The sequence below is a fragment of the Streptomyces prasinopilosus genome, from assembly GCF_001419695.1.
Classification (GTDB): domain Bacteria; phylum Actinomycetota; class Actinomycetes; order Streptomycetales; family Streptomycetaceae; genus Streptomyces; species Streptomyces prasinopilosus.
Window position 1 is genome coordinate 1 of the sequence record NZ_LIRG01000446.1, and the last position, 13033, is coordinate 13033.

The 13033-nt window shown below is 72.4% G+C and carries 13 protein-coding genes; 4 read left to right on the top strand and 9 right to left on the bottom strand.

Annotated features, from left to right (window positions below):
• The 3 genes from guaB to AOK18_RS18910 form a co-directional block, all read right to left on the bottom strand.
• The coding region (gene guaB, locus AOK18_RS18900) for an IMP dehydrogenase (protein WP_157865124.1) at positions 1–711 on the bottom strand (711 nt) is incomplete at its 3' end.
• Between the two features lie 179 nt (positions 712–890).
• Positions 891–1478 (bottom strand): sigma-70 family RNA polymerase sigma factor, encoded by a 588-nt coding sequence (locus AOK18_RS18905; RefSeq protein WP_055574348.1) that lies wholly within the window; start codon positions 1476–1478, stop codon positions 891–893.
• A 498-nt stretch (positions 1479–1976) separates the two neighbouring features.
• Positions 1977–2588, bottom strand: coding sequence for a response regulator transcription factor (locus tag AOK18_RS18910; RefSeq protein WP_003948568.1), 612 nt, complete (start codon positions 2586–2588; stop codon positions 1977–1979).
• A 381-nt stretch (positions 2589–2969) separates the two neighbouring features.
• On the opposite strand from AOK18_RS18910, the gene AOK18_RS35170 reads away from it, so the two are divergent.
• Complete coding sequence (locus tag AOK18_RS35170; protein WP_055695142.1) at positions 2970–3362, top strand: WhiB family transcriptional regulator; 393 nt, start codon at positions 2970–2972, stop codon at positions 3360–3362.
• Between the two features lie 185 nt (positions 3363–3547).
• Here AOK18_RS35170 and AOK18_RS18920 read toward each other — a convergent pair whose 3' ends face one another.
• Positions 3548–4444, bottom strand: coding sequence for a LysR family transcriptional regulator (locus AOK18_RS18920; RefSeq protein WP_055574350.1), 897 nt, complete (start codon positions 4442–4444; stop codon positions 3548–3550).
• An 81-nt stretch (positions 4445–4525) separates the two neighbouring features.
• Here AOK18_RS18920 and AOK18_RS18925 point away from each other — a divergent pair, with 81 nt between their 5' ends.
• Together AOK18_RS18925 and AOK18_RS18930 are read left to right on the top strand one after the other, a co-directional pair.
• A complete protein-coding gene (locus tag AOK18_RS18925) occupies positions 4526–5254 on the top strand; it encodes an MOSC domain-containing protein (protein ID WP_055695143.1) in 729 nt (242 codons plus the stop codon).
• A 248-nt stretch (positions 5255–5502) separates the two neighbouring features.
• Positions 5503–6276, top strand: a complete 774-nt coding sequence (locus AOK18_RS18930) for an SDR family NAD(P)-dependent oxidoreductase (protein WP_055695144.1) — start codon at positions 5503–5505, stop codon at positions 6274–6276.
• A 584-nt stretch (positions 6277–6860) separates the two neighbouring features.
• Here the strand turns inward: AOK18_RS18930 and AOK18_RS32000 are convergent.
• Complete coding sequence (locus tag AOK18_RS32000) at positions 6861–7067, bottom strand: hypothetical protein (RefSeq protein WP_055695146.1); 207 nt, start codon at positions 7065–7067, stop codon at positions 6861–6863.
• 180 nt (positions 7068–7247) lie between these two features.
• On the opposite strand from AOK18_RS32000, the gene AOK18_RS18945 reads away from it, so the two are divergent.
• Entirely contained in the window at positions 7248–7526 is a 279-nt protein-coding gene (locus tag AOK18_RS18945; RefSeq protein WP_055695147.1) for a GlsB/YeaQ/YmgE family stress response membrane protein, read from the top strand.
• 321 nt (positions 7527–7847) lie between these two features.
• Here AOK18_RS18945 and bla read toward each other — a convergent pair whose 3' ends face one another.
• From bla to groES, 4 genes are all read right to left on the bottom strand, one after another.
• A complete protein-coding gene (gene bla / locus AOK18_RS18955; RefSeq protein WP_055695149.1) occupies positions 7848–8801 on the bottom strand; it encodes a class A beta-lactamase in 954 nt (317 codons plus the stop codon).
• Between the two features lie 120 nt (positions 8802–8921).
• Positions 8922–10703: an ankyrin repeat domain-containing protein gene (locus AOK18_RS18960; RefSeq protein WP_055695150.1), complete on the bottom strand. Its 1782-nt coding sequence runs from the start codon at positions 10701–10703 to the stop codon at positions 8922–8924.
• Positions 10704–10844: 141 nt separating this feature from the next.
• Positions 10845–12470, bottom strand: a complete 1626-nt coding sequence (gene groL / locus AOK18_RS18965) for a chaperonin GroEL (RefSeq protein ID WP_055695151.1) — start codon at positions 12468–12470, stop codon at positions 10845–10847.
• A 117-nt stretch (positions 12471–12587) separates the two neighbouring features.
• Positions 12588–12896 carry a co-chaperone GroES gene (groES, locus tag AOK18_RS18970; protein ID WP_055572073.1) on the bottom strand — a complete coding sequence of 103 codons (309 nt, stop codon included), beginning with the start codon at positions 12894–12896 and terminating at the stop codon, positions 12588–12590.
• Positions 12897–13033: the final 137 nt, after the last annotated feature.

Sequence of the window (13033 nt, forward strand, 5' to 3'; positions counted from 1 at the left end):
GGCGTCGCCGGCGACGCCGACCGCGGCACCGACCAGCAGCCGGCCCTCGCCGTCCTTGGCGGCGAGCGGGTACTGCTCGGCCTTGACGAAGTCCTTGACCGTGATCAGGCCCTTGAGGACGCCGTGGTCGTCGACCAGCGGCAGCTTCTCGATCTTGTGGCGGCGCAGCAGCTGCATGGCGTCCGGGCCGGAGATGCCGACCTTGCCGGTGACCAGCGGCATCGGCGTCATGACCTCGCGCACCCGCTGGGAGCGGTCGGTCTCGAAGGTCATGTCACGGTTGGTGACGATGCCGAGGAGCTTCTTGTTGCCGTCGGTGACCGGGACACCGCTGATGCGGAACTTGGCGCACAGGGCGTCGGCCTCGGCGATGGTGGCGTCCGGGTGGATGGTGATCGGGTCGGTGACCATGCCGGACTCGGAGCGCTTCACCAGGTCGACCTGGTTCGCCTGGTCCTCGATGGACAGGTTCCGGTGCAGGACGCCGACGCCGCCCTGGCGGGCCATCGCGATCGCCATGCGCGATTCGGTCACCTTGTCCATGGCGGCGGACAGCAGCGGGATGTTGACACGCACGTTGCGGGAGACGTACGAGGCGGTGTCGATCTGGTCGGGCGCCATGTCCGACGCGCCCGGCAGCAGCAGCACGTCGTCGTAGGTCAGCCCGAGTGTCGCGAATTTTCCGGGCACTCCGTCGACGTTGGCAGTCATGACACCTTCCCCAAATGGCCTTGATCGGTGCGGATGTCCATGCTAACGGGAAGGAGGGGCGTCTCATTCCACCGTTCCACGGGACTCCGGTATTCGGATGTTCGTACGAAATCGGCCGGGTGTGCGTTCATCGCCCGAGGAACGGCGCGCCGGACGACGGACGGCTCCCGCCGCGGCGGCTACTGCTCCGCCAGGGCACGCAGCCGGCTCAGGGCGCGGTGCTGGGCGACCCGGACGGCGCCGGGTGACATTCCCAACATCTGGCCGGTCTCCTCCGCCGTGAGGCCCACGGCGATCCGCAGCAGGAGCAGCTCGCGCTGGTTCTGGGGCAGGTTGGCCATCAGCTTCTTGGCCCATTCGGCGTCACTGCTGAGCAGGGCGCGCTCCTCCGGGCCGAGGGAGTCGTCGGGACGCTCGGGCATCTCGTCGGAGGGCACCGCGGTCAGACCGGGGTGGCGCATCGCGGCGCGCTGCAGGTCGGCGACCTTGTGGGCGGCGATCGCGAAGACGAAGGCCTCGAAGGGGCGGCCGGTGTCCCTGTAGCGGGGCAGCGCGAGGAGCACCGCCACGCAGACCTCCTGGGCGAGGTCCTCGACGAAGTGCCGGGCGTCGCCGGGGAGCCGGGACAGCCGGGTGCGGCAGTACCGCAGTGCCAGGGGGTGGACATGGGCGAGCAGATCGTGCGTGGCCTGCTCGTCCCCGTCGACGGCCCGGTGGACGAGCGCACCGATCGCCCCTTGGGCAGTGCCCGCCTCGTCGTCGCGCATCGGTCCATGGTGCCCTGCGGGCGCCGGCTCCGCGGCACCCCGCCCGTCGTTGTGCACCGAAGCGTTATGAGCAGGTGCGCCGGAACTCATCTCCTGCGCCCTCCTCTTCCGCTCGACCGACTTGTCCCCGAGGAACTCCACACCTCAAGGATGCGCCATCCGCGGCGAAACAGGCACAGGGCACCCGGCCACCGCTTCCGGCACCCTGGTGGACCGGACGTTCGACGCCCCTGACGACGGGACGCGCGCGGACGTCCGCGGGACTGCCGTCCGGATCGGCCCGAGACCGCCCCACGGGTACGCGACCCGCCGGACCACGGGCCGCGTCCGGCGGGTCGCCGACGGCCCGCACCGGGGACATCGTCCGCCTCCGGCACGACTCCCCGGGAGGACGAGCCGGACGGGAACGGTCCGGGCGGACCCCTCCGCACGTCCCCGCCCGCCGGTCGCCGCCCGCTGCCGTACACACCGAAGCCGGTCCGGTCCGCCGGACAGGCCCTAGCGCACCAGGCCCCACCGGAATCCGAGCGCCACCGCGTGGGCCCGGTCCGACGCTCCGAGCTTCTTGAAGAGCCGTCGGGCGTGCGTCTTGACGGTGTCCTCGGAGAGGAACAGTTCGCGGCCGATCTCGGCGTTGGAGCGGCCGTGGCTCATGCCTTCGAGGACCTGGATCTCACGCGCGGTGAGGGTGGGCGCGGCACCCATCTCGGCCGAGCGCAGCCGCCGCGGGGCGAGCCGCCAGGTCGGGTCGGCGAGGGCCTGCGTGACCGTCGCGCGCAGTTCCGCGCGGGAGGCGTCCTTGTGCAGGTAGCCGCGGGCGCCGGCGGCCACGGCGAGCGCCACGCCGTCGAGGTCCTCGGCGACGGTGAGCATGATGATCCGCGCACCGGGGTCGGCGGACAGCAGCCGCCGGACGGTCTCGACACCCCCCAGGCCGGGCATGCGCACGTCCATCAGGATCAGGTCCGAGCGGTCGGCTCCCCAGCGGCGGAGGACTTCCTCGCCGTTGGCGGCCGTCGTCACGCGCTCGACACCGGGCACGGTCGCGACCGCGCGGCGGAGCGCTTCTCGGGCAAGCGGGGAGTCGTCACAGACGAGGACGGAAGTCATGACCGCCCTCCGCAGCTGATGCGCGTCACCTTGAGCCTCCAGGCTGGTACGAAATCGTCACCCGTGCGGTCGACCGCTTCGGACACCTGCCCGAGCGCTTGTTCCTTCAACCGCCTCGCACTCTCAACGACGGTCACTCAAAAGAGTTACGGGGCCGTCTGCCGTCTTCGGCAACTCTACGTGAGCGAACGGACACGGTGCAGACACGCGCGGGAGACCCTCGAACTTTCATCACAACCCGTGCCCCGTTCGGCCCCTTTTCTTCCCATTTACTGGTGTCTGAGGCTAGATTCGCAATGAGTCATATTTTCATCTCCTTGGATCGTAGTTGTACGGTCGTGGACACCGGATCCGCCCAGAACGGCTACAAGGGGTCACGCAATGGCAGATTTCTCCCGCCTTCCAGGACCGAACGCGGACCTGTGGGACTGGCAGCTCCTTGCCGCGTGCCGCGGGGTGGACAGTTCACTCTTCTTCCACCCCGAGGGCGAGCGCGGGGCGGCACGAAGTGCTCGCGAGAACTCGGCCAAAGAGGTCTGCATGAGGTGCCCGGTACGCGCCGAGTGCGCCGCCCACGCCCTGGCCGTGCGCGAGCCGTACGGCGTGTGGGGCGGACTGACCGAGGACGAGCGCGAGGAACTGATGGGCCGGGCGCGCCACCGGCTGGTGTCGGCACCGGCATCCCCACCGGAGCCACCCGGTTCACCGACGGCACCGGCGGTGTCGGCGCCGGTCTCGGCGCCGGTCGGCGAGCACGCCGCCTCGAACAACTGAAGGAACGTTTCTTCATCTCGGGCACCCCTGTGTGCCCTTTGCTTTTGGCGGGGTGCCCCCGCCCCCCTGCCCCACCGGAACGACGGTGGAAGGAGACGGCGACCGGACCGGACGCGGGAAGGGACGGGAGGGCGCCGGCCCCGTGAGCGCCGGGCCCGTGAGCGCCGGCCCCGGCCGGACGGGCCCTAACGGCCGCCCGCGCGCGCCAGCTGGTCGAGCGTCGCGCCGATCGCGGGCACCTGGGCGAGGTCGGGGAGGGTCAGGGCGACGATCTCCCGCCGCACCGCGGGCTCCAGGGCGACCGTGCGCACCCCCCTGGGCCGTACCGACTCGACGGCCAGCTGGGGCAGGACGGCCACCCCGAGTCCCGCGCCGACCAGACCCGCCACAGCCGGGTAGTCGTCGGTCGCGAAGTCGATGCGGGGGATGAAGCCGGCCGTCTCGCACACCTCCACCAGCTGTCCCCGGCAGCGCGGACAGCCGGCGATCCACGGCTCCCCGGCGAGTTCTCCTATGTCCAGGGACTCCGCGTGCGCCAGCGGGTGCCGCTCGGGCAGGAGTGCCACGAGCCGGTCCGTGAGGAGCGGCCGCACGACGAGGTCGTCCCACTCCTCCGCACCCGCCGCTCCTTCGTAGCGGAAGGCGAGGGCCACGTCGCAGTCGCCCTCCCGCAGCATTTCGACGGACCGGGGCGGTTCGGCCTCCTCCAGGGAGACCCGGGTGCCCGGGTGGGCGTCGCGGAGCGCGGCGAGGGCCGCCGGGACGAGCGTCGAGCTGCCGCTGGGAAAGGACACGAGCCGTACCCGCCCCGCCCGCAGCCCGGCGATGGCGGCGACCTCCTCCTCGGCGGCCGTCAGCCCGGCGAGGATGCCGGCGGCGTGGCGCACCAGTGCGTCCCCGGCCTGCGTCATGCGCATCTCCCGCCCGGTGCGCACGAGCAGCGGCGTCCCGACGGACGCCTCCAGCGCCTTCATCTGCTGGCTGACGGCGGGCTGGGTGCAGCCCAGTTCCCTGGCCGCCGCGGAGAACGACCCGGTGGTGGCCACGGCGCGCAGCACTCGGAGATGACGGGCCTCGATCACGGTCCAAGGATAAGCGGCCCTTTGACGTGGCACCGGATATCGCTTCGACGCTTTGGTCCGGCATCGCCTACGGTGCGCCCCATGAAGCTTCTTTCAGTGAACCTGGGCCGTCCCGAGGCCGTGCCGTACACGGACCAGCCCGAGGGCGTGACCGGCATCGACAAGCGGCCGGTGGACGGGCCGGTGCGGGTGGCGGCGCCGGGACCGAAAGGGGTCGGCGCGAGCGGACTGGCCGGGGACGCGGTGTGCGAGACGCGGCACCACGGGGGCGACGACCAGGCGGTGTACGCGGTGGCCCGGGAGGACCTCGACGAGTGGGAGGGCGTGCTGGGGCGCCTGCTGCCGAACGGCTCGTTCGGCGAGAACCTCACCACCGAGGGGATCGACGTGTCCGGCGCCCGGATCGGTGAACGGTGGGCCGTCGGAGCCGAGGTGGTGCTGGAGGTCACCTCCGGTCGCATTCCCTGCCGCACCTTCCAGGGCCATCTGGGGGAGAAGGGCTGGGTGAAGCGGTTCACCCGGCGGGGTGCGCCGGGCGCGTACCTGCGGGTGGTCCGGCCCGGGGAGATCCGGGCCGGTGACGCGGTGCGGATCGTGCACCGGCCGGACCACGAGGTGACGGTCGCCCTGCAGTTCCGGGCGGTGACGACCGAGCAGACCCTGCTGCCGCTGCTGCTGGCGGCGGGCGACGCCCTCCACCCGGAGGCGCGGGCGAGGGCGCGGAAGTACAAGGAGAGGTACGAGGAGCAGCACGGGGGGAACCCCGGGGCGGAGTCCGGGGTGAAGTCCGGGGCGCTCCAGGATTCCTGACGGGCGGTCGCCGCTCTCCGGCCGCGGCCCGCGGAGCCGCCCCGTGAGCACCGGACGCCCGCCCCCGGCCTGCCGGACGGCCGGCACCCGGCCGGGCCGTGCCGGGGACGGAGGGGTGGGACGGAAACGGGTGGCGGGGCGGGTGGAGGGGCGGGCGCGGGGGTGACTGATCCGGCCGGGCTTCCGTGCACCGGCCGGGACGGCGATGCCGACCGGACGCCCCGACTCCGGGTAACTAGTCTTGCGGCATGACAACCGCTCTGATTACGGGATCGACGGCCGGGATCGGTGCCGCGTTCGCGCGGCGGCTGGCGGCCGACGGGCATGACCTGGTGCTGGTGGCCCGCGACATCGGCAGACTTCGGGAGCAGGCGACCGAGCTCCACGACCGCCACGGCATCGAGGCGGAGGTGCTGACGGCCGACCTGTCCGAGGACAAGGGCATCGAGGCGGTGGCCGAGCGGCTGGGCGACCGCACGTACCCCGTCGACCTGCTGATCAACAACGCGGGCTTCGGCAACAAGGGCCGCTACCTCGACGTCCCCATGGCGGACGAGCTGAGGATGCTCAAGGTGCACTGCGAGGCGGTGCTCCGGCTGACGACGGCGGCGGCGGAGGGGATGCGGGAGCGCGGGCGCGGAGGCGTCGTGAACGTCGCCTCGACCGCGGCGTTCCTGCCGCGCGGCACCTACGGGGCGTCCAAGGCGTGGGTCGTGCAGTTCACCCAGGGCGCGGCACAGGACCTGGCGGGCAACGGGGTACGGCTGATGGCGCTGTGCCCCGGCTTCGTACGCACCGAGTTCCACCAGCGGGCCGGGATGGGGACGGACAACATCCCGAACTGGATGTGGCTGGACGCGGACAAGGTGGCGGAGGCCGCCCTCGCCGACCTGGCCCGCGGCAGGACGGTGTCGATCCCGGACGCGCGCTACAAGACGCTGATGGGCGTGGCGAAACTGGTGCCGCGCGGTGTCCTGGGCGGCTTCTCCTCCCGGACGGGCCGCAAGTACGGCCCGCAGTAGCGGACCGCCACGACCGGTCGGACCCCTGCGGCCGCCCGGGCCGTCCGGACTCCCGCGGCCCGGGCCGGTGGCAGGGGCAGGGGAAGTGGGCCCCGGGCAGTACGACCGCCCGGGGCCCGGGGTGGGGTGGGCGGGGCTGGAGGTTGCGGAGTCACGAAGCGTCGAGCCGTGCCCGGGAGCGGCACCGGTCCGCTGACCGGGCGTCCCACGCCGGTGGCCGGGTCCATTCCCCTCCGGGTGCGTTCCGGGGCGGTCACCGGCGAGGCCCCGGTCCTCGGACCGTCTCCGCCTGTCCACGGTGCGTCACCGGGCGTCGACGCACCCGGTCACCGGTCTCCCCCGCTCCGGCCGGGAGCGCCGGGGAGGAGGCGCGTGCCGCAAGAGAAGCCGCCCGGGAGAAGCCGCCTGGTCGACGGCCTGCCCGAGGAGCCACGGCGTCGGGCGAGCAGCAGCCACCGGGCCGTGAGTGATCCGGCGCGCCGCCACCGGCGGGTGCGGCCGGGCCGCGTCCCTGGTCCGCCGGGCGGCGTCGAGCGCCGGCAGCAGGGTGAGGGAGAGGGCGGCGGTGCCGATCCGCTGCCGGGTCACCGGTCCCGGGTCTCCCCCCGGGGGCGCGGGTCCCGCCGGGCGCGGCGGCCCGTGGCGCGTGTGAGGAGGCCGGCGGTGAGCGTGGCCAGACCGGTTGCGAGGACGGGGAGGCCGGGGCCGGGCAGAACGTACAGTGCGGCCCCGGTCAGGGACAGCAGTGCTCCTCCGACGGCCAGGGCGGTGCCGGGGGACCGCTCGGTCATGCTGCTCCTCGCGCGAGGGATGTCCGCCGTCCCGCGGCACGCCGGGGACCCGATTCGACGCCCCGCCGCCTCACTTGGTTCAGCGGCGGTCGAAGTTGCGATCCGAAAAACAGGTTTGTTCGGGCGCGGACGGTACAGACGGTGAACTGACACAATCTTTACACCAGGACGGAGACAACCATGGGCATCATCGCGTGGATCATCATCGGCCTGCTCGCCGGGGCCATCGCCAAGGCCCTGATGCCGGGCAAGGACCCCGGCGGCATCATCATCACCATGCTCATCGGCATCGCCGGTGGTCTGCTCGGTGGCTGGCTCGGCAAGGTGATCTTCGGCGTCGACTCCATCGACGGGTTCTTCGAACTCTCCACCTGGATCGCCGCGATCATCGGATCCCTCATCCTGCTCGCCATCTACCGCGTCATCGTCGGCAACCGAAGCTCGCACCGTCACGCCTGACCCCCTGGTGACACCCCCGGACGGCTCCCCCCTCGTACGCAGGGCGGGAGCCGTCGGGCGTGCAGGGGACGGATCGTGACCCCGTGAACCGTCCGGCCGGCCGGGTGGCGTGACCTCCCGCGCGGAGACCGACCCGCACGGACGACGACGGGGCGGCGAAGTTCCGCTGTTCTTCCGCCGGCCCCCGGACGCCTTCGACCGTCCGGACGCGCACAGGGACGACGCGCTCGCCGCCGACGCCCGCGCCTTCCGGAGCACGACCGGCCGGCCGACGGGCCCCGGCGGCCCTGCCGTGCCCCGACCGCCCGCGGAGCCGTTCTCCTACGACAACGCCCCGATGACCACGGACGCCGCCTCCTCGATCAGCTTGTCGTCGTAACCGGCGTCCTCCGTACCGCGGTTCGACATGATCGCCATGACGAGGGGCGCGGCGTCGGGCGGCCACACCACGGCGATGTCGTTGCGGACGCCGTAAGCACCGCCTCCACCGGTCTTGTCGCCGACCACCCATCCTTCGGGGACGCCCGCCCTGATGAGAGCGTCGCCGGTGGTGTTGGTCCGCAGCCACTTCGTGAGCTGGGCGCGTTCCCTCCCGCCCAGCTCGTCCCCGAGGACGAACGCCCGCAGGTCGTCGGCCCACGCGCGGGGTGTGGTGGTGTCCCGCGTGGCGCCCGGTGCCCACTGGTTGAGTTCCGGCTCGCGGCGCTCCACCCGGGTGACGGTGTCGCCCGCCTCCGCGAGAGCGGCGGCCAGGCCCTTCGGCCCGCCGAGCGCGTCGAACAGGAGGTTGGCCGCGGTGTTGTCGCTGTGGCGGACGGCGGCGTCGCACAGCTCGCGCAGGGTCATTCCGGTGTCGACGTGCTTGCCGGTCACGGGAGAGTGGGCCACCAGGTCGTCCCGGGAATACGTGATCACCTCGTCCATGCCGCTCGGGGAGTGCTCGCGCAGGACGGCGGCGGCGGCGAACGCCTTGACCGTGGAGGCGTAGGCGAACCGTTCGTCGTCGTGGTGGGTCACCTCCCGCCCGTCACCGGTGTCGACCGCGTAGACCCCCAGCCGTGCGCCGTAGGTGCGTTCCAGTTCCTCGAAGGCGGCGGTGGCCCGCTCCGCGGCCGGATCCGGTCGCGTCGTCGTGGCGGACGGGGCCGGTGAGGCCGATGACGGCGGTGAGGCCGGGGCGCTGCCGGAACCGCACGCCGTGAGCGGGAGGACGGTGAGCGCGGCGAGCACGGCGAACCCGCTCGGGACGGCACGTCGTGCACGGGGGTACCGCATGGTCGAACCTCCGGGTGGCCCCGTGGACAGAGCACGGGGAGAGGGAGAGCGGGTGAAGGGGATGCCCTCGGCGTGGGTGGGCGGCGGTCCGGCCGGGCGGGACCGCCGTGTCCTGCGCCGTCAGCGCCGGAGCCGCGGAGGCAGCTCCACCCAGCGGCGCGGGCCGCGGTGTCCGGCCGCGTCCCGGCCGTCGTCGATGTCCAGGCCCGCCGCGGCGCACGCGTAGGCCATGAGGTTGGCGCCGTGGGGGAAGGCGTGCTTGCGCTGCCAGAAGCGGAAGGTCCAGAAGGCCTCCGGGTCCGACGCGTGCGGCCACAGGCCGATCTCCTCGGACTCGACGACTTCGCCGTCCCGGGCCAGGGTGCCGAAGGTGCCGCCCTTCGGGTTGAAGTACATCCCGTAGGCGGCGGTGCCCGCCGATATCGCCCTCAGCACGGCGTCGTCGCTCGGCATGTACCCGTCCTGCGTGATCACACAGCCGCCCGGGGCACCGTCCACGCCCAGGACGCCCACGTAGCGCAGGGAGACGTCGTAGTCCGCCGGGTCGAAGGGCGCGTCGTCGGGTGCCGTCCTCGGACACCGCGCGGGATCGGCACCGAGCCGCCGGACCACCTCGTCCTCGCTCAGATCCCGTACGAAGCAGATGCCGAGTCCTTCGGTCCACAACGGCTCCCCGCCGAACGCCGCGACGAGCGCGTCCGCCCTCCGCTGGGCGGCGGTCTCCTCGGCGGACGGCTCCACCGCCCCCGGCAGGCCGCGCACCAGGGGTGCGAGCCGCGTGGTCGACAGCAGCCGGCCGGGCGACCAGGGCCCGGACTGGGGGGTCCACGCGTCCGCCCCGGCGTCGAGCAGGGCGCGGACGGCGCCCTCGTCCACGTTCTGGGCGGCGTACCACAGGGGGGTGTGCCCGTCGTCGTCGCGTGCGTCGACGAGGGGCGTGTTCCCGTCCGCGTCGTGCGTCAGGAGTGCCGTCACCGCTTCCGCCGTTCCCCGTTCCGCCGCCAGGTGCAGCGGGGTGGCGCCGGACTGTCCGGCGACGGCGGTCAGGGGCGCGCCTCCGGCGAGCCGGGCCCGGATCAGCTTCGCGTCTCCCCAGTCCCGGTAGCCCATCCGCTGCCAGTCGGCCCGCGGGACGTAGCGCTGCCGTGCCTCCTCCTCGCGGCGCAGCGCCTCCAGCTGGCGCCGGGTCAGGGGCGGTGCCAGGAACGCCGGGGGCCCGCTCATCTCCATCGTGGCGAAGGTTCCCCACTGCTGTGCCGACTCCGGTTCCGGTTCCGGCGGGTCGAGGTCCGGCCACACCTCGAGCGCCCGGCGCGACGCGGCACGGAGTTCCTCCGCGTCGACGGCGGTGCGGGTCTCGGGCACGGACTCGTCCGGCCACTCGACCACCAGGACCGCCTCCCCCGGGGGCGGGAGTTCCGGCAGGTACAGGTCGACGTCGGTCTTGAACAGGGACCGGTGGGAGTGGTGCAGGCCCGGATCGAGCGGAATGAGCCCGACGGCCTGCTCCGTCGTCGCCACGTCCGCCCGCCCCTGCGGCCCGGTGAAGGGGATCCTCCGCGACACCCTGCCGTCCAGTGAGGTCACGCGGCGGCCGTCGGAGAACCGCAGCCCCACCCGGAGCCCGGACTGCCGCCCCGCGTCCGGGTCCTGCCGGCGGACGCTGCGGAAGACCGCCAGGTGCAGGGTGACCGAGCGCGGCCACACGGACCATCCCGTCAGCAGCACCCTGGTTCCGGGACCGGCGCCCACGACGTCCAGCCGCGGCACCCGCGCGGGGGCGAACCGGTCGACGGGCGGCGCGTACCGCCCCTCGTCCTCGCCGGGCGGCCCCAAGCCCACCCACACGGCCCGCTCCGGGGACGGTTCCTCCGGGAGCACGAGGTCGTCGAAGAATCCCATGCGCCGAGCGTGGCACAGGGCACTGACAACGAGGGGCGGGCACGGCACGGAGGCCCGGCGCCGCCGGTCGGCGGGGCCGGGCCTCCGTGGGAGGTCCGCCGCGGGCGCCGGTCACCGGCGCCCGTAGCTATGAGCGGTCGCTCAGTGGGCGTGGCCGTGGCCGTGCCCGGCGGCGGCCGGCTCCTCCTCTTCCTTCTTCTCGACGACCAGGGTCTCGGTCGTCAGGAGGAGGGAGGCGATGGAGGCGGCGTTCTCCAGGGCGGAGCGGGTGACCTTGACCGGGTCGATGACGCCGGCCTTGACCAGGTCGCCGTACTCGCCGGTGGCGGCGTTGTAGCCGTTGCCCTTCTCGAGCTCGGCGACCTTGGAGACGATGACGTAGCCCTCGAGGCCGGCGTTCTCGGCGATCCAGCGCAGCGGCTCGACGGCGGCGCGGCGGACGACCGCGACACCGGTGGCCTCGTCGCCGGTCTTGCCGAGGTTGTCCTCGAGGACCTTGACGGCGTGGACGAGCGCGGAGCCACCACCGGAGACGATGCCCTCCTCGACCGCGGCGCGGGTCGCGGAGATGGCGTCCTCCAGACGGTGCTTCTTCTCCTTCAGCTCCACCTCGGTGGCGGCGCCGACCTTGATGACGCACACGCCGCCGGCGAGCTTCGCGAGGCGCTCCTGGAGCTTCTCGCGGTCCCAGTCGGAGTCCGTGGACTCGATCTCGGCCTTGATCTGGCCGACGCGACCGGTCACGTCCTCCTTGTTGCCGGCGCCGTCGACGATCGTGGTCTCGTCCTTGGTGACGGTGACGCGGCGGGCGGAGCCCAGCACGTCCAGGCCGACCTGGTCGAGCTTGAGGCCGACCTCCTCGGAGATGACCTCGCCGCCCGTGAGGATGGCGATGTCCCGCAGCATGGCCTTGCGGCGGTCGCCGAAGCCGGGGGCCTTGACCGCGACGGCGTTGAACGTGCCGCGGATCTTGTTGACGACCAGGGTCGACAGGGCCTCGCCCTCGACGTCCTCGGCGATGATCAGCAGCGGCTTGGAGGCGTTGGCCTGGATGACCTTCTCCAGCAGCGGCAGCAGTTCGGCGATGGAGCCGATCTTGCCCTGCGTGATGAGGATGTACGGGTCGTCCAGGACGGCTTCCATGCGCTCCTGGTCCGTCACGAAGTACGGCGACAGGTAGCCCTTGTCGAAGGCCATGCCCTCGGTGAAGTCCAGCTCCAGACCGAAGGTGTTGGACTCCTCGACGGTGATGACACCGTCCTTGCCGACCTTGTCCATCGCCTCGGCGATGAGCTCGCCGACCTGCTGGTCCTGGGCGGACAGACCGGCGACGGCGGCGATGTCGGACTTCTCGTCGATCGGCCGGGCCGAGGCGAGCAGGTCCTCGGAGACGGCGGCGACGGCGGCGTCGATGCCCTTCTTCAGGGCGGCCGGGGAGGCGCCGGCCGCGACGTTGCGCAGGCCTTCGCGGACCAGGGCCTGGGCCAGCACGGTCGCGGTGGTCGTACCGTCACCCGCGATGTCGTTGGTCTTGGTCGCCACCTCCTTGACCAGCTGGGCACCGAGGTTCTCGTACGGGTCCTCGAGCTCGACCTCGCGGGCGATCGTGACACCATCGTTGGTGATCGTGGGGGCGCCCCACTTCTTGTCGATGACGACGTTGCGGCCCTTGGGGCCGATCGTCACCTTCACCGTGTCGGCAAGCTTGTTGACGCCGCGCTCAAGGGCGCGACGGGCGTCCTCGTCGAACTTCAGGATCTTCGCCATGGCAGCGGGAGCCCTCTCGGAAATCTGGGGTGAGAAAACACTGCGCCCCGGGCGCCCGGCTCAGTAAGCGTGTCGGGACCAGGGGCGCAGTTCGGAGCAAATCTGCTACGAGGTGACTTACTTCTCGATGATCGCGAGAACGTCGCGGGCCGAGAGGACGAGGTACTCCTCGCCGTTGTACTTCACCTCGGTGCCGCCGTACTTGCTGTACAGCACGATGTCGCCGACGTTCACGTCGAGTTCGACGCGCTTGCCGTCCTCGATGCGGCCGGGGCCGGTGGCCAGGACAACGCCCTCCTGGGGCTTCTCCTTGGCCGTGTCCGGAATGACCAGGCCCGAAGCCGTGGTCTGCTCGGCGTCGAGCGGCTGGACCACGATGCGGTCCTCGAGCGGCTTGATGGCAACCTTGGAGCTGGCGGTCGTCACGATCCGACCTCCCCCTTCGGAGATCTCACGGGGTTAACTGTCTGAGGTGGCGACCAGGTGGATCCGTCGTCGCGGGTGCCGGACCTGCCCGTCGCTGTGTTGGCACTCTCCAGGGGGGAGTGCCAACACAGCGACGG

Bases quoted from the DNA above. Each gene is read 5' to 3' on its own strand.
- AOK18_RS18905 (WP_055574348.1), bottom strand. From the start codon at position 1,478: ATGCGCGACGACGAGGCGGGCACTGCCCAAGGGGCGATCGGTGCGCTC.
- AOK18_RS18910 (WP_003948568.1), bottom strand. From the start codon at position 2,588: ATGACTTCCGTCCTCGTCTGTGACGACTCCCCGCTTGCCCGAGAAGCG.
- AOK18_RS35170 (WP_055695142.1), top strand. From the start codon at position 2,970: ATGGCAGATTTCTCCCGCCTTCCAGGACCGAACGCGGACCTGTGGGAC.
- AOK18_RS18925 (WP_055695143.1), top strand. From the start codon at position 4,526: ATGAAGCTTCTTTCAGTGAACCTGGGCCGTCCCGAGGCCGTGCCGTAC.
- AOK18_RS18930 (WP_055695144.1), top strand. From the start codon at position 5,503: ATGACAACCGCTCTGATTACGGGATCGACGGCCGGGATCGGTGCCGCG.
- AOK18_RS32000 (WP_055695146.1), bottom strand. From the start codon at position 7,067: ATGACCGAGCGGTCCCCCGGCACCGCCCTGGCCGTCGGAGGAGCACTG.
- AOK18_RS18945 (WP_055695147.1), top strand. From the start codon at position 7,248: ATGGGCATCATCGCGTGGATCATCATCGGCCTGCTCGCCGGGGCCATC.
- bla (WP_055695149.1), bottom strand. From the start codon at position 8,801: ATGCGGTACCCCCGTGCACGACGTGCCGTCCCGAGCGGGTTCGCCGTG.
- AOK18_RS18960 (WP_055695150.1), bottom strand. From the start codon at position 10,703: ATGGGATTCTTCGACGACCTCGTGCTCCCGGAGGAACCGTCCCCGGAG.
- groL (WP_055695151.1), bottom strand. From the start codon at position 12,470: ATGGCGAAGATCCTGAAGTTCGACGAGGACGCCCGTCGCGCCCTTGAG.